This is a genomic window from Microbacterium sp. 8M, from assembly GCF_902506375.1.
In the GTDB taxonomy this organism is placed as follows: domain Bacteria; phylum Actinomycetota; class Actinomycetes; order Actinomycetales; family Microbacteriaceae; genus Microbacterium.
In genome coordinates this window covers 1,804,430-1,819,734 of the sequence record NZ_LR733284.1, presented here as the reverse complement: position 1 = coordinate 1,819,734, position 15,305 = coordinate 1,804,430, and the positions used below count along the sequence as shown (strand labels likewise).

Below are 15,305 nucleotides of genomic sequence, written 5' to 3'. Positions count from 1 at the left end.
AGCGGCGCTCACGGTTCGCCGGGTGAGCCCGACATCGCGTCTCCACCGAGCGCCGTGCCGAGATCGCAGAGCCCCTCTGCGACGATCGCCGCCACCGTGCGGGCGTGAACGCCGTCCGGGTCCAGGTCCGGATCGAACACGGTGACCGAGGCGCCCCAGGCGTGCGGCGCGAGAGCGCCGAGCAGTGCGACGAGCTCCTCCGGGGCGAGGCCTCCCGGATCCGGGCTGTCCACCGCCGGCATGTGCACGGGATCCAGCACGTCGACGTCGACCTGGATCCAGTACCCGCGGTCGAGGCCGTCCAGCGCGCGCACCCGGTTCGCCGCCCTGGTGCCGCCGTGCAGGATGACCTCGTCGGCCGGCACGACGAGGCCGATCGTGCGGCGCAGCTCGTCCGCATGCGGATCGGCGTAGCGGCACCCGATGTGCGCCGTGCGCGCGGGGTCGAAGTACGGCGACAGTCCGTCGATGTCGCTGAGCGCGGGCAGGTGCATCCCCACCGCCGCCGCGAGGTCCTCCCCCGCCACGCTCGCGACGCCGTCGCTGTTGCCCGGGTGGCGGAAGTCCGTGTGTCCGTCGATGTGCACGAGGCCACCGCCGCCGGTCACGCGGGACGCCAGCCCCGCTGCGATCGCCAGGCTGCAGTCGCCGCCCAGCACGAGGGGCGCCTGGCCCGACTCGCGGATCTCGAACAGGCGATGCGCCAGCCGGCGGGCGTGGTCGATGATCGCCGCCTGATTGCGCACGGTTGCCGCGGGCCGGCGTCCGTCGTCGTCCACATAGCGGCCGGGCAGCACGACGCCGCCGTCGACGGCGCCTCGGGCGAACAGGAGGCGGTGCAGTCCGGCCTCGCGGAGCGCCTCGGGAGCCTTCGCGGTTCCCGGCACGCCGCCGCGCACGGGCGGCCGGAGTCCGAGGTTCGTGGGGGCGGAGACGACGGCGACCATCACCTCAGTCTGTCAAGCCGCCGATCCCGTCGGCTCCGACCCGCCCGGGACCCGGCGCATCCACACGTCGACGCCGTCCTCGTGCTCGGCGACGAACCCGTGCCGCTCGTACAGCCGCTGCGCCGCGGATCCGGCGAGCACCTGCAGCCTGAGCTCGCGCTCGGGCGGCGTCTCGGCGAGCACCGTCCGGAGCACGGCCGTCCCGATGCCCCTGCCCTGGTGGGCGGCATCGAGGTAGAACATCTCCAGCCAGAGCGCGTCCTCGTCCGGCCGCAGGGTGATCGTTCCCGCGACCGCGCCGTCGACGAGGATCATGCGGGTGTGCGCCGTAGAGAAGTGCTCGACGACGCGCGCGCGGGAGCGCGCCGGATCCCAGCCGACGAGCCGCTCGAGGTCCTGCCGCAGCACCCGCTCCTTGAGCGCGGCGACGAGGTCGACGTCCGCCGGCACGGCGGCACGCATCCAGACGTCGTCCGACACCGCCTTCATCAGGCGTCGATGGCCTCGCGAGCCAGCCGGTCCGAGGAGTCGATGATGAACTCCCGACGCGGCGCGACCTCGTTGCCCATGAGCAGTTCGAACACGCGCCCCGCGGCCTCGGCGTCCTCCATGCGCACCCGGCGCAGCAGACGGCCGGACCGGTCCATCGTGGTCGACGCCAGCTGCTCCGCATCCATCTCGCCGAGACCCTTGTAGCGCTGGATCGGCTCGTGCCAGCGCTTGTTCTGCTTGCGCAGCTTCGCCAGCAGCGAGTGCAGCTCCGCCTCGCTGTAGGTGTAGATCGTCTCGTTCGGCTTGGATCCCGGGTTGATCACGATCACGCGGTGCAGCGGGGGGACGGCGGCGAACACGCGGCCGTCCTCGATCAGGGGGCGCATGTAGCGGTAGAACAGCGTGAGCAGCAGCGTGCGGATGTGCGCACCGTCGACGTCGGCGTCGCTCATCAGGATGATCTTCCCGTAGCGCGCCGTGGACAGATCGAAGGAACGACCGGATCCGGCGCCGATCACCTGGATGATCGAGGCGCATTCGGCGTTCGAGAGCATGTCGCTGACGGAGGCCTTCTGCACGTTCAGGATCTTGCCGCGGATCGGCAGCAGCGCCTGGTACTCGCTCGTGCGGGCGTGCTTCGCCGTGCCGAGCGCGGAGTCGCCCTCGACGATGAACAGCTCCGTCTGCGACACGTCCGTGGAGCGGCAGTCGACGAGCTTCGCCGGCAGCGACGACGACTCCAGCGCGTTCTTGCGACGCTGGGTCTCCTTGTGGGCCCGCGCCGAGACGCGCGCCTTCATCTCGGCGACGATCTTGTCCAGCAACATCGACGCCTGGTTCTTGTCGTCTCGCTTCGTCGACGAGAACCGCTCGCCCAGCGCCTTGCGGACCACCTGGGCCACGATCGTCCGCACCGCCGGGGTGCCGAGGACCTCCTTGGTCTGCCCCTCGAACTGAGGTTCGGGCACGTTGACGGTGAGCACCGCGGTGAGGCCCGCGAGCACGTCGTCCTTCTCGAGCTTGTCGTTGCCGACCTTCAGGCGTCGTGCGTTCTGCTCCACCTGGGCGCGCAGCACCTTGAGCAGCTCCTGCTCGAAGCCCTGCTGATGGGTGCCGCCCTTGGGCGTCGCGATGATGTTCACGAACGACCGGATGGTCGTGTCGTAGCCGGTGCCCCAGCGCAGCGCGATGTCGACGGCGCACAGGCGCTCCACCTCGGTGGCCAGCATGTGCCCGTCGGGCTGCAGCACCGGGACGGTCTCCTTGAACGTGCCCTCGCCCTGCACCCGCCAGGTGTCGGTGACCGGCGCGTCGGTCGCGAGGTACTCGACGAACTCGGAGATGCCGCCCTCGTAGTGGTACGAGGTCTCGTTCTTCTCCTCCGTGCGCTCGTCGTGGACGACGAGTTCGAGGCCGGGCACGAGGAACGCGGTCTGCCGGGCCCGGGTCTCGAGGTCGGCGAGCTGGAACGTCGCATCCTTGGTGAAGATCTGCCGGTCGGCCCAGTAGCGGATGCGCGTACCGGTCGCGCCGCGGGCGGCCTTGCCGACCACGCGCAGCTCGCTCTTGTCCTGGAACGGGGTGAACGGCGCATCGGGGCGCTTCTCGCCGTCGTCGGCGAACAGCCCGGGCTCTCCGCGGTGGAACGACATCGCGTACACCTTGCCGCCGCGGTCGACCTCCACGTCGAGCCGCTCGGAGAGCGCGTTGACGACGGAGGCGCCGACGCCGTGCAGACCGCCGGAGGCCGCGTACGAGCCGCCCCCGAACTTCCCGCCCGCGTGCAGCTTGGTGAAGACCACCTCGACACCGGTGAGCCCTGTGCGGGGTTCCACGTCCACGGGGATGCCGCGTCCGCGGTCGTGCACCTCGACGCTGCCGTCGGCGTGCAGGATGATGTCGATCTTGTTGCCGTTGCCGGCCACCGCCTCGTCGACGGCGTTGTCGATGATCTCCCACAGGCAGTGCATCAGGCCCGGCGAGCCGTTCGAGCCGATGTACATCCCGGGACGCTTGCGGACCGCTTCGAGCCCCTCGAGGACCTGGAGATGGTGGGCGGAGTACTCGGCTGTCACAATCCCCCATCGTATCGAGCGGAGGCCGCCCGGATCCGGCGACACTCCTGGCCGAGGCCGCCTTGCCGCCCGCCGCGTACGCTCCGAGCGAAACACGCCGCCTCACGGGCATTACTCCCAGGTCTGCGTGGTTGTATTGAGGACACCTCACAGCGGCACCCGAATCACCAAGGAGGCATCGAGATGAACGCGACGACCGAACGGGATACCACCGTCATCCCCCGCCTCACGGCGATGGACCGATGCGACGCGTGCGGAGCTCAGGCCTACATCGCTGCAGAGGTCAACGGGCACGAACTCCTCTACTGCGCCCACCACGGACGCAAGTACGAGGAGAAGCTGCGGGCCGTGGCGACCAGCTGGCACGACGAGACGTCGCGCCTCAACGAGTCCTGAGGCCCCCGACGGTCGCCGGCGCGCAGCCGCCGACCGTCCCCCTGACAGAAGCGCCCGGTGTCCTGCGACACCGGGCGTTCTTCGTCAGTCCCGCATGCACCGCCACCGGGAGCAGAGCGGACCGCCGCAGCGTCGGGAGCGGCGTCAGCGGTACTCGCGGCGCACGGAGGGCGTGAGCCGGCAGAGGATCTCCTCGCCGACCGTGCCGATCGCCTCCGCGAGCGTCGTGGGCGTCTCCTCGCCGCACCGGCCGCGCCCGAACACGACGACTTCGTCGCCGACGGCGGCGCGGTCCCACGCGGCGACCCGGATCTCATCCGGGCCGATGGACCGCAGCGGCCGCGCACCGGCGGGAGTGCCGACCCGGATCCGGCCTGCGAGAGTGCTGGGCAGGCCGTCGAACGAGCCGACCCCCACCACGACGTCGTCCCCGTCGATGCGTCGCACTCCGGCGACGAGTTCTGCGGCGGGGGCGATGCCGGGAAGATCCGGGCCGTCCGCGGAGCGCACGCCGAAGCAGAATGCGCCCACGCGCACGAGCGTGCCGCGCAGCTCCGGACGCGCCCAGGTGGCGGCCGACGCCGTCAGGTGCTGATGAGGAAGCTCCGCGCCGAGCTCCTCGGCACGCGCCACAGCCGCCAGGAAGCGCGCCTGCGCCGCGTCGTCCTCCGCGTCGCTGGCTTCCGCGAGGTGGCTCCAGGCGCCGACGAGGTCGATGATCCCGCGGTGCTGCGCATCGAGCGCGATGCGGACGCCGTCCTCCCAGTCGGCGGCGATCAGGCCGTTGCGGTGCAGCCCCGTGTCGATCTTGAGGTGGACCCGCGCGCGGAAGCCGGTGGCGTCCGCCTGCACGATCACGCGCTCGAGGTAGTCCAGGCTGCCGACGCCCAGATCGACGTGCGCGTGCAGCGCCGCCGCGATCTCGTCGTCGGTCGAGGTCACCCAGGCGAACAGCCGGGGTTCCGTCCCGATCGCCGCGCGCAGCTGAACCGCGGTGGGGATGTCGTAGCTGCCGATCCAGCGGACCCCCGCGTCGACCGCGATCCGTGCCGCCCACTCGGCGCCGAGGCCGTAGCCGTCGTCCTTGACGACCATCATCAGCTCGGCCGGCGTCACCCGCGCGATCACCGCGGCGATGTTCGCCCGCAACACGGCCTCGTCCGCACGCAGCACCGGGCCCCTCACGCCACCCATGCGCGCTCCGTCCGCTGACCGACCACCGCGACCAGTTCGCCCACGGTCATGCCGGTGACGCGCGCCCACTCGGCGAGCCCCGCGGCGAGCGGCCCCGTTCCGCCGAAGTAGGTGGCCTCCGCGCCCGGCTCCACCTCAGCCTCGCCGATGTCCGCCACGCACACGTCCATCGCGATGCGGCCGACGATCGGGTGCACCAGGCCGTCGATCTCCACCGACGCTCTGCTTCCCAGCGCCCGTACGATCCCCTGCGCGTAGCCGCCGGTGACGAGCGCGAGCCGCGAGTCCGCGGGGGCGCGGTGGATGTAGCCGTACGACACGCCCGATCCGGCGGCGATGGGCTTGGTCGAGAGCACGCGTCCGACGACCCGCATGGCCGGCTCGCCCGGCAGCGTGCCCTCGGCATCCGGCAGGCCGTAGAGGAGCCGCGGATCCAGATCGGGCTGTTCCTCGTAGGTCGCGGCGATGCCCTCCGCGGCGAGCAGCGCGACCTGGTCCGCCCCGTCCACGCGCATGGCGCGCGCACCGGCGCCTGCGGCGATCCGGGCGGTCTCCGCCAGGCCGTGCCCCCATGCGTCGCGACGCAGATCGGCGACACCCGGGCCCGCGGCGGCGACGGCCCTCGCCGCCCCGGAGGCGAGCGCCGAGCGCGAGACCAGCGCTCGCAGCATCGCGCTCCGCGTTTCGGGGGCAGAAGGCAGCGCGGTCATTGTCCCAGCCTAGCGGCGCCGCACCCGGTCGCCCGGCGACCGTCGTCCCGGGGCTCTCGGAGCATCGCCGCCTAGAATGGACCGGTCCCCCATCCTCGACCCGGAGTACGCATGCCCTCGAACGGCCTCGGCCTCAAGTCCCGTCTCGGCTACCTCGCCGAGCGCGCCCGCCGCATCAACATCGGTTCGGTGATCGAGCGCGCCAAGGAGGCCTCGGCCCAGCACGGCAAGGCCGTCCCGGCCGTCGTGGTCGACATGCTCTGGTCTGCGGGGCGGCACAACGTCGGCTTCCAGGACTACATCGACTACGACTTCGCGATCCTGAACCGCGCCGAGCGCGCGACCTACATGACGCATCCGGTCTCGAACCAGATCTCCGAGCGGTACGCCCACCCCGACTTCCGGCACCTCTTCCACGACAAGATCGAGTTCGACACGAAGTTCAGCGAGTTCCTGCGCCGCGAGTGGATGGTCGTCAAGCCCGGCAACGCCGACGAGCTCCGCGACTTCGTGCAGCGTCAGGGCACGGTCATCGTGAAGACCCCGATGGGCCAGGCAGGGTCCGGCGTGTTCCGCTACCACGCGGCGGACGTCACCGACTGGGACGCGTTCCACGCCGAGCTGCTCGGCCAGGGCCGCCTGCTCGTGGAGGAGGTCATCCGCCAGCACCCCGACCTCGCGGCGGTCTGCCCGGGCACCGTCAACACCACCCGGGTGACGGCCTTCTTCGACGGCGAGAAGACGCACATCCTCGCGATGGCGCAGAAGTTCGGCCGCGGCGAGGTCAGCGACCAGATGTCGTTCGGCGGCTTCTACACCATGCTCGACGACGACGGCCACGCCGTCAGCGCCGGCTACGACTCGCACGGCCACGTGCACGAGCTGCACCCCGACTCCGGCTTCCGCATCGCGGACTTCCAGCTGCCGATGATCGACGAGGTCAAGGCGTTCGTCGACCAGGTGGCGCGCGTCGTGCCGCAGGTGCAGTACGTCGGCTGGGACATCGTCGTCGGCCCCGACGGCCCCGTGCTCGTCGAGGGCAACTGGGGTGCCGGCGTCTACGAGAACAAGCCCAGCGTGTCGGGCATCCGCACCGGTCACAAGCCGCGCTATCAGGCCGCGATCAAGTTCTGAACGGACGAAGAAGGCCGCCCCGTCGCGCGGTGACGGGGCGGCTTTCTTTCCTGCCTCACGGCGATCAGGCCGGCCGGATGATGCCCATCGGCGTCGATTCGGTGCCCTGACCGAGCGGGTTGTCCTTCAGGATCGCGACGAGGCGCTTCTCGGCCGCCTTGTCGAGGGTGGATCCGAGGATGTTGCCGCCGAGGTCGTTGATGTCGACGACGGCCACATCGCACACACCGCCGAGCACCTGCTGCATCTCGTGCGCGACCTCGCGCGGGCGCGCGGGGCCCAGCACGACGGAACGGTCGTACGGGGGCATCGTGCCCTCGGTCGGCCCGTCGATCGCGCGCGCCTTCTCCCCGGCGATCCGGTAGAAGTCGCCGCGGCGGCCGAACGCCTTGGTCACGGCGGACACGGCGGCGGCGAGCAGGATCCGCGGGGTGCCGCATTCGCGCAACGCCATCTCCATCGTCTCGGGCATGCCGAGACCGATGCCGTACGGCGTGCGGGTGACGTACTTCGACAGGAAGTGCGCCAGCTTGCGCGGCCGGATGTCCTCGAGCAGGAACGAGCGCCCCTGGGTGATGCCGACGATCTTCTCGGTGATGAAGAGCAGGTCGCCCTGCGTCACCTCGCCGGCGGCGTACTCGGAGACGATGTCTGCGAGCACGTCGCCCGGCATGACGACCTTGGTGCGGATGGGGATCCGCAGCCAGCGCGTGCCCTCGACGGAGATGTCGAGGTTCTTGCCGTCGTTCGGCTTCGGCTCCGCGCTCACTCGAGGTAGTCCCGCAGCGACTGCGAGCGGCTCGGGTGGCGCAGCTTCGCCATGGTCTTCGACTCGATCTGGCGGATCCGCTCACGGGTCACGCCGAACGTGTCGCCGATCTGGTCCAGCGTCTTGGGCTGGCCGTCGCCGAGACCGAAGCGCATGCGGATCACGCCCGCCTCGCGCTCCGACAGCGAGTCGAGCAGCTGCTCGAGCTGGCGCTGCAGCATGGTGAAGCCGACCGCGTCCGCGGGGACCACGGCCTCGGTGTCCTCGATGAGGTCGCCGAACTCGCTGTCGCCGTCCTCGCCGAGCGGGGTGTGCAGCGAGATCGGCTCGCGGCCGTACTTCTGCACCTCGATGACCTTCTCCGGGGTCATGTCGAGCTCGCGGCTCAGCTCCTCGGGCGTGGGCTCGCGGCCCAGATCCTGCAGCATCTGGCGCTGCACCCGGGCGAGCTTGTTGATGACCTCGACCATGTGCACGGGGATGCGGATGGTGCGGGCCTGGTCCGCCATGGCGCGGGTGATCGCCTGGCGGATCCACCACGTCGCGTAAGTCGAGAACTTGAAGCCCTTGGTGTAGTCGAACTTCTCCACCGCGCGGATGAGACCGAGGTTGCCCTCCTGGATGAGGTCCAGGAACTGCATGCCGCGGCCGGTATAGCGCTTGGCGAGGGAGACCACGAGTCGCAGGTTGGCGCCGAGCAGGTGGCTCTTCGCGCGCTGGCCGTCGCGGGCCACCCACTGCAGGTCGAGGCCCAGCTGGCTGGCCTTCTCCGCGGCCGACATGGTCGACAGCTTCTCCTCGGCGAACAGACCGGCCTCGATCCGCATCGCGAGCTCGACCTCTTCCGCCGCGTTCAGCAGCGCGACCTTTCCGATCTGCTTCAGGTAGTCCTTGACCGGGTCGGCGGTGGCGCCGGTGATCTGGGTCGAGTAGACGGGGACGTCGTCCTCATCGGTCGAGCTGATCCGGATCGCGCCGGTGGGCAGCGGCTCGGTGAACGCGGGCTTCGCGCCCTCCTCGTCGTCTGCGTCGTCGACCAGGTCGACGGGCGCCTCCTCGGGCGCGACCTCCTCGACGGCGTCCTTCTTCGCCTTGGCGGACTTCTTCGCGGCCGGCTTCTTCGCCGCCGCCTTGGTCGCGGCAGCCTGTTCCGCGGCGTCGTCGGCGGCAGCCGTGACCTCCTCGGGCTCGACAGCCTCGGTCTTCGTACGGGTGTTCTTCTTCGTGGCAGTCGTCACGTCTCGCCTCTCAACGGGGCGCTGCGCGGGCGCCCTGTGTTCATTCAGCCTTTCGGCTTGATCGGCCTGCGCCCTTTCGGGCACTAGTAAGACCCTTGTCAAGTCCCCGACGGTGCGGAGGGTCTTGACAACGGGTCGTCAGATAAGTATCGCACACTCTGCCGTGGACGAGGCCGGATCCGGCGATCGACGACGAACCTCTCGGGATCCTCCCGGGGTCGGGTCAGATCCGGCCGTTCTTGTCCTCGTCCCCGGGGCGGGACGCCAGGAATCGCTCCAGCTCGGCGGCGAGCTCATCGGCACTGGGCAGAGAGCGCTCATCGAACTCCGCGGGGCCGTCCTCTTCGAAGTCCAGGCCCGCCATGTACGCGTCGTACCGGTGCTCCAGCGTGCTGACCATCTGGCCGAGCTCCTCGTTGTCGCGCACCTGCTCGTCCACCCGCTCCAGGTACGAGACGCGCTTCTCCCGCAGGTCGTCGGTGAGCAGCACCAGCCCGGTGGCCGCCATGACCTTCTCCGCCGCCGTCAGCACCGCGTCGGGGTACTCGGTGTCGGCGAGATAGTGCGGCACCAGAAGCACGAAGCTCGCGACGCTGCGCTCGGCGCGCACGAACCGGTGCTCGAGGAGGTGACCGGCGGTGCCGGGCACCTGGGTGCGCGGACGCCACACCGAATGCGCGGCGATGAGCTCGGCCCGGTTGCCGCTGACCGTCACGCCGATCGGGCGCGTGTGCGGCACCGGCATCGCGATCGCGTGCACCCACGTTACGGTGGACACCTCGTACTCCGCGGCGAAGTCCAGCACGACCTCGGCGAAGGCGTTCCAGGCGAAGTCCGGCTCGTACCCCGCCAGCAGCAGGAACGGGCGGCCGAGCGCGTCATGCGCCAGCGACAGCTCGAGGCGGGCCGGCTTCAGATCCGCGATGTGATCCTGATCGAAGGTCAGCACCGGGCGCCGTGCGCGGTAGTCCAGCAGCGCGTCGTTGTCGAAGACGAGCACCGGCTCCGGAGCCGTCGTCTCGCCGAGGTGCTCGATGAGACCGGACACCGCGGAGCCCGCGTCAGTGAAGCCGGTCAGCAGGATGACCAGAGGCAGGCCGGACGGCACGCCGCCGGGCCGGGCGACGCGTTCGTGGATCTCACCGGATAGGGGCATGACTCCATGCTACGAGCCGCCCCGGGCCGCGGATCCGCAGAGCGCTGAGAGCGAACACGCGCGCACCGCATCCGCTCCGGGCCGCACGGTCCGAACCTAGGATGGACGCCATGACGTCACCTGCGCTCGAGCTCTCCACAGGCGCTCCGGCGGACGCGAACGCAGATGCGGTCGTGCTCGTCGTCGCCGGTCTCACGGACACCCCGGAAGACCTGTCCCCCTTCTCCTCCACGCACGCGGCGCTGACCGCGGTGGGCTTCACCGGCAAGGCGGGCGCGTATGCGCGGATCCCCGCCGCCGAGATCGCAGACGTCCCGGTCGCGGTGGTCAGCGCCGGTCCCGCGCCTGACGCGAACAGCGTCCGCGAGGCCGCCGGTGCGGCGCTGCGCACGCTGACCGGGTTCGAGCGGGTCTCCGTTCTGCTGAGCGATGCTGTCGCGGGCTTCGCCATCGCCGCCGCCGAGGGGGCGCTGCTCGGCGGCTACCGCTTCGACGACTACCGTTCCGGCGAGCAGCAGAAGCGCGCGGGCACCGTGGTGCTGCACGCAGACCTCTCCGCGGAGGAGGCCGCGCACGCGACCGCCCTCGCGGAAGCCGTCGCGCTCACTCGTGATCTGGTGACCACGCCGGCCGAGTGGCTGGGCCCCGCGGATCTCGCCGCGCGCGCCGTCGACGCCGTCGACGGCCTCGACGTCACCGTCGAGGTGCTGGACAAGGCCGCGCTCGCCGCCGGCGGATATGGCGGCATCCTCGGCGTCGGGCAGGGATCCGCGCGGCCGCCGCGCCTCGTCCACCTCGACTACTCCCCCGCGGGCGCCGTCGGGCACATCGCCCTCGTCGGCAAGGGCATCACTTTCGACACCGGCGGTCTCTCCCTCAAGCCTCCGGCCAGCATGGTCGGTATGAAGACCGATATGGCCGGCGCCGCGAGCATCCTGGCTGCGACCAAGGCGATCGCCACGCTCGGTCTGCCGATCCGGGTCAGCGCGTGGCTGTGCATCGCCGACAACATGCCGTCGGGCACGGCGATCCGGCCGGGTGACGTGCTGCGCTTCGCTGACGGCCAGACCGTGGAGGTGCTCAACACCGACGCCGAGGGGCGTCTGGTGCTCGCGGACGGCCTGGTCGCTGCGAGCCGCGAGCATCCGGACGTGATCCTCGACGTGGCGACTCTCACGGGCGCGATCATCGTCGCGCTCGGCATGCGCCATACCGGCGTCTTCGGCGACGACGAAACCGTGCAGGAGGTGCTGGCCGCCGCCTCCACCTCGGGCGAGGCCGCGTGGCCGATGCCGCTCCCCGACCACATGGAGGAGGAGCTCAAATCGCCGATCGCCGACCTCGTGAACGCCAAGATCGGCGACACGGCCGGTGGCGCGTTGTTCGCCGGTCTCTTCCTGCGACGCATGGTCGGGCGCACCTCGGATGACGAGGACGCCCCGCGCATCCCCTGGGCGCATCTGGACATCGCCGGATCGTCCGAGCACAAGGGTGCGCCGTACGGCTTCACCGACAAGGGCGCGACCGGCGCCATCGTCCGCACGCTGATCGCCTTCGCCGAAGGCCGCGCGAAGGAGGCCCGCGCATGACCGCGCACAGCTTCGACGTCGTGATCCTCGGCGGCGGCAGCGGCGGCTACGCGGCAGCCCTGCGCTCGGCAGAACTCGGCAAGTCCGTCGCGCTGATCGAGAAGGACAAGGTCGGCGGCACGTGCCTGCACCGCGGCTGCATCCCCACCAAGGCTCTGCTGCACTCCGCGGAGATCGCCGAGAACGTCCGCGACGCCGCGAAGTACGGCGTCGGCGCGTCCTTCGACGGCATCGACCCGTCGGGTGTCCGCGCGTACCGCGAGGGCATCGTCGCGAAGAAGTACAAGGGCCTGGAGGGTCTCATCAAGGCCCGCGGCATCACCGTGGTCGCCGGCGAGGGGACTCTGCGCCCCGACCGCTCCATCGCTGTCGGCGACGACGTCTACACCGGCACCGACGTGATCCTGGCGACCGGCTCCTACAGCCGCAGCCTGCCCGGGCTCGAGATCGGCGGACGGATCCTCACCAGCGAGCAGGCGCTCGCGCTCGAAGAAGTGCCGCAGCGCGTGGTCATCCTCGGCGGCGGCGTGATCGGCGTCGAGTTCGCGAGCGTGTGGCGCTCCTTCGGCGCCGAGGTCACCATCGTGGAGGCGCTCGACCACCTCGCCCCGAACGAGGACATCGCCCTCAGCAAGGGGCTGGAGCGCGCCTTCCGCCGGCGCGGCATCGCGTACTCGCTCGGCGTGCGGTTCGCGAGCGCCTCCCAGACCGCCGACGGCGTCACCGTCGCTCTCGAGAACGGCACCACCTACGAAGCCGACTACCTGCTGGTGGCGGTGGGCCGGGGCCCCGCGACAGCGGGCCTCGGTTTCGAAGAGGCGGGCGTGCGGCTGGATCGCGGATTCGTTCTGACGGATCCAGAGCTGCGCACGAACGTCGAGCATGTCTGGGCCGTGGGCGACATCGTCCCCGGTCTGCAGCTCGCCCACCGCGGATTCCTGCAGGGCATCGCCGTCGCGGAGCGCATCGCCGGGCTCACGCCGGCGGTCGTGCTGGACGCCCAGGTCCCCCGCGTGACGTACTGCAGCCCGGAGGTGGCGTCGGTGGGCGTCACCGAAGCGGCGGCGATCGAAGAGCACGGCGCCGATCGCGTCGTGTCCTACGAGTACAACCTCGCGGGCAACGGCAAGAGCGAGATCATCGGCACCGGAGGGCTCGTGAAGGTCGTCCGCCTCAAGGACGGCCCGGTCCTCGGCGTGCATCTGCTCGGCGACCGAGTCGGCGAGCTCATCACCGAGGGCCAGCTCGCGGTGAGCTGGGAGGCGCATCCCGAGGACATCGCGCCGCTGATCCATGCGCACCCGACGCAGAGCGAGGCCCTCGGTGAGGCCTTCCTCGCGTTGTCCGGCAAGCCCCTTCATGCGATGTGAAACTTTTCTTGCGCATCGTGGAAATCAAAACTGGGCTGAACACCGGGTTGCCCACTAAGCTGAACACCATCACGAACTTCCCTAAGGAGACTCCGTCATGAGCACACCTGTGGTCCTTCCCGCCCTCGGCGAGAGCGTCACCGAGGGCACTGTGACCCGTTGGCTCAAGCAGGTCGGCGACACCGTCCAGGCCGACGAGGGCCTGCTCGAGATCTCGACCGACAAGGTCGACACCGAGATCCCCTCGCCGGTCAGCGGCGTGGTCGAGGAGATCCTCGTCGCCGAGGACGACACGGTCGAGATCGGCGCGATCCTCGCCCGCATCGGCGACGGCTCGGGCGCGTCCGCCCCGTCCGCCCCCGCGGAGGAGGCTGCAGCACCGGCCGCCGAGGCACCTGCGGCGGAGGCACCCGCTGCCGCGGCTCCCGCCGCCGAGCAGCCGGCACCGCAGGCCGCCCCCGCTGCGGCGTCCTCCGACGCGACTGATGTGCGCCTCCCCGAACTGGGCGAGAGCGTCACCGAGGGCACGGTCACCCGCTGGCTGAAGCAGGTCGGTGACGAGGTCGCGGTCGATGAGCCGCTGCTGGAAATCTCCACCGACAAGGTGGACACCGAGATCCCGTCGCCCGTCGCAGGCACCCTGCAGGAGATCCTCGCCGCGGAGGACGACACGATCGCGGTCGGCGCCGTGCTCGCGCGCATCGGCAGCGGCGCACCCGCTGCCGCCCCGGCCGCGCCCGAGGCCCCGGCTCCTGCGACTGAGGCTCCCGCCGCTGCCTAGATGACCTTAGCCGGATCCAATTCTGAGCACAAGTGGCGTTTATGCGCGATTAACGCGCATAAACAATCATTGGCCTCACCAGTCGCTGCGGTCCCGCGCTGCTTCCAGATCGCGCAGGGCGCGGGAACGACCTCGGCCTCGGTGGTCTCCGGCGCCGGGGTGGCGTGCCAGCTGCGGCCGGTCTCCTCCTCCGCGCGCATGACGGCGGACGCCGACACCGGGGCGACCCCCTGTTCGGCGTCGTCGACACCGTCCTGCTCTTCGGCGGAGCGCGACGGCGCGGGCGCGACGGGCGCGGCGGGCTCGTAGGACCGGCGGCGGCTCGGGTAGACCGGACGCGGGACATCGGTGATCATCCCGTCCGCCGGCTGCGCGGCTTCCGGTGCCGGCTGCGCGGGAGCGGCCTCGGGCGCCGGCTGCGCGGGAGCGGCCTCGGGCGCCGGGACCGTCGGAGCGGGGGCCGAAGCCGGCGTCGCCGGTCGCTCCGGGATGGCCGACGGCAGCACCACGGGAGCGGCGGAAGCGGCGGGCGCAGCCGCGTCGTGCACCGGAACGGATCCGGTGCGGATCCGCTCCTGCTCGCGGAGCTGGCGGCGGGTGAGCGGCTCCTCGGCGTCGTGACCGGGCTCGGCGACCGGTTCAGCCGCGACCGGCTCGGGCGCGACGGGAGCGTGAGACGCGTCCGGCCCCGCGACGCGCTGGGCGTTCGCGGCGTCCTGGAGACGCGCGGCCTCGGCCTCCTCCGGGGTGACTATCGGGGTGGATCCGGTGAGGCGTGCCTCACGTAGCTGCTTGCGGGTCAGCTGGCCGCCGCCAGATGACAGATCAGCAACGCGCTGGGGCTGATCCGATGTGCTCATGACGTGCTCCGATAAAGATGATGCTTCGCGATGTACTGGACCACTCCATCCGGCACGAGGTACCAGACGGGATCACCCTCGCGGACGCGGGCTCGGCAGTCGGTCGACGAGATCGCGAGGGCCGGGACCTCCAGCTGGCTGACGTCGTCAGTGGGCAGACCGTCCGTGCTCAGCACGTGACCGGGTCGGGAGACTGCGACGAAATGTGCCAGATCCCACAGTTCATCATGATCCCTCCAGCTGAGAATCTGCGCCACGGCGTCCGCGCCCGTGATGAAGAAGAACTCCGCATCCGGCCGCTGCGCCTTCAGATCCCGAAGGGTGTCGATGGTATAGGTCGGTCCCTCGCGGTCGATGTCCACACGACTGACCGTGAACGACGGGTTCGACGCTGTGGCGATCACCGTCATCAGGTAGCGGTGCTCGCTGGGCGACACCCCGCTCTTCTGCCACGGCTGCCCCGTCGGCACGAAGATCACCTCGTCGAGGCCGAAGGAATGCGCGACCTCGCTGGCGGCCACCAGGTGGCCGTGATGGATGGGGTCGAACGTCCCGCCCATCACGCCGATGCGCGGCGCCGGAGTGGTCGTCATC

The 15,305-nt window shown here is 70.8% G+C and carries 14 protein-coding genes and 1 pseudogene; 5 read left to right on the top strand and 10 right to left on the bottom strand.

Going from position 1 to position 15,305, the window contains the following annotated elements:
- Positions 1-8 precede the first annotated feature (8 nt).
- From AERO9AM_RS08615 to AERO9AM_RS08605, 3 genes are read right to left on the bottom strand one after another with little or no spacing between them, the layout of a single operon-like run.
- On the bottom strand, positions 9-947 hold the full coding sequence (locus tag AERO9AM_RS08615) for an arginase family protein (protein WP_159575768.1): 939 nt from the start codon (positions 945-947) through the stop codon (positions 9-11).
- Positions 948-959: 12 nt separating this feature from the next.
- Positions 960-1,436: a GNAT family N-acetyltransferase gene (locus AERO9AM_RS08610; RefSeq protein WP_236602546.1), complete on the bottom strand. Its 477-nt coding sequence runs from the start codon at positions 1,434-1,436 to the stop codon at positions 960-962.
- Complete coding sequence (locus AERO9AM_RS08605; protein ID WP_159575767.1) at positions 1,436-3,514, bottom strand: DNA gyrase/topoisomerase IV subunit B; 2,079 nt, start codon at positions 3,512-3,514, stop codon at positions 1,436-1,438. Before AERO9AM_RS08605 ends, AERO9AM_RS08610 begins: the two co-directional genes overlap by 1 nt.
- 183 nt (positions 3,515-3,697) lie before the next feature.
- On the opposite strand from AERO9AM_RS08605, the gene AERO9AM_RS08600 reads away from it, so the two are divergent.
- Entirely contained in the window at positions 3,698-3,910 is a 213-nt protein-coding gene (locus AERO9AM_RS08600; RefSeq protein ID WP_159575766.1) for a DUF7455 domain-containing protein, read from the top strand.
- 144 nt (positions 3,911-4,054) lie between these two features.
- On the opposite strand, the gene AERO9AM_RS08595 is transcribed toward AERO9AM_RS08600, so the two are convergent.
- Positions 4,055-5,104, bottom strand: a complete 1,050-nt coding sequence (locus AERO9AM_RS08595; RefSeq protein ID WP_159575765.1) for an alanine racemase — start codon at positions 5,102-5,104, stop codon at positions 4,055-4,057.
- Complete coding sequence (locus AERO9AM_RS08590; protein WP_236602545.1) at positions 5,092-5,814, bottom strand: alanine racemase C-terminal domain-containing protein; 723 nt, start codon at positions 5,812-5,814, stop codon at positions 5,092-5,094. Before AERO9AM_RS08590 ends, AERO9AM_RS08595 begins: the two co-directional genes overlap by 13 nt.
- Before the next feature lie 111 nt (positions 5,815-5,925).
- Between AERO9AM_RS08590 and AERO9AM_RS08585 the strand changes: the two genes are divergently transcribed.
- Entirely contained in the window at positions 5,926-6,948 is a 1,023-nt protein-coding gene (locus AERO9AM_RS08585) for a sugar-transfer associated ATP-grasp domain-containing protein (protein ID WP_159575764.1), read from the top strand.
- Positions 6,949-7,012: 64 nt separating this feature from the next.
- On the opposite strand, the gene AERO9AM_RS08580 is transcribed toward AERO9AM_RS08585, so the two are convergent.
- The 3 genes from AERO9AM_RS08580 to AERO9AM_RS08570 all read right to left on the bottom strand — a co-directional run bounded on the left by AERO9AM_RS08580 (position 7,013) and on the right by AERO9AM_RS08570 (position 10,111).
- Positions 7,013-7,717, bottom strand: coding sequence for a coenzyme F420-0:L-glutamate ligase (locus tag AERO9AM_RS08580; protein ID WP_159575763.1), 705 nt, complete (start codon positions 7,715-7,717; stop codon positions 7,013-7,015).
- A complete protein-coding gene (locus AERO9AM_RS08575) occupies positions 7,714-9,003 on the bottom strand; it encodes an RNA polymerase sigma factor (RefSeq protein ID WP_159577449.1) in 1,290 nt (429 codons plus the stop codon). Before AERO9AM_RS08575 ends, AERO9AM_RS08580 begins: the two co-directional genes overlap by 4 nt.
- Positions 9,004-9,178: 175 nt before the next feature.
- Complete coding sequence (locus tag AERO9AM_RS08570; protein ID WP_159575762.1) at positions 9,179-10,111, bottom strand: proteasome assembly chaperone family protein; 933 nt, start codon at positions 10,109-10,111, stop codon at positions 9,179-9,181.
- A gap of 110 nt (positions 10,112-10,221) precedes the next feature.
- On the opposite strand from AERO9AM_RS08570, the gene AERO9AM_RS08565 reads away from it, so the two are divergent.
- From AERO9AM_RS08565 to AERO9AM_RS08555, 3 genes and pseudogenes are all read left to right on the top strand, one after another.
- Positions 10,222-11,700, top strand: a complete 1,479-nt coding sequence (locus AERO9AM_RS08565) for a leucyl aminopeptidase (protein ID WP_159575761.1) — start codon at positions 10,222-10,224, stop codon at positions 11,698-11,700.
- Positions 11,697-13,070 (top strand): dihydrolipoyl dehydrogenase, encoded by a 1,374-nt coding sequence (lpdA, locus tag AERO9AM_RS08560; RefSeq protein WP_159575760.1) that lies wholly within the window; start codon positions 11,697-11,699, stop codon positions 13,068-13,070. Before AERO9AM_RS08565 ends, lpdA begins: the two co-directional genes overlap by 4 nt.
- A gap of 97 nt (positions 13,071-13,167) precedes the next feature.
- Positions 13,168-13,845 (top strand): annotated as a pseudogene (locus AERO9AM_RS08555) (biotin/lipoyl-containing protein); the annotation flags it as partial.
- 2 nt (positions 13,846-13,847) lie between these two features.
- Here the strand turns inward: AERO9AM_RS08555 and AERO9AM_RS08550 are convergent.
- Complete coding sequence (locus AERO9AM_RS08550; protein WP_159575759.1) at positions 13,848-14,711, bottom strand: hypothetical protein; 864 nt, start codon at positions 14,709-14,711, stop codon at positions 13,848-13,850.
- Entirely contained in the window at positions 14,708-15,304 is a 597-nt protein-coding gene (nadD, locus tag AERO9AM_RS08545) for a nicotinate-nucleotide adenylyltransferase (RefSeq protein ID WP_159575758.1), read from the bottom strand. Before nadD ends, AERO9AM_RS08550 begins: the two co-directional genes overlap by 4 nt.
- Position 15,305 lies beyond the last annotated feature (1 nt).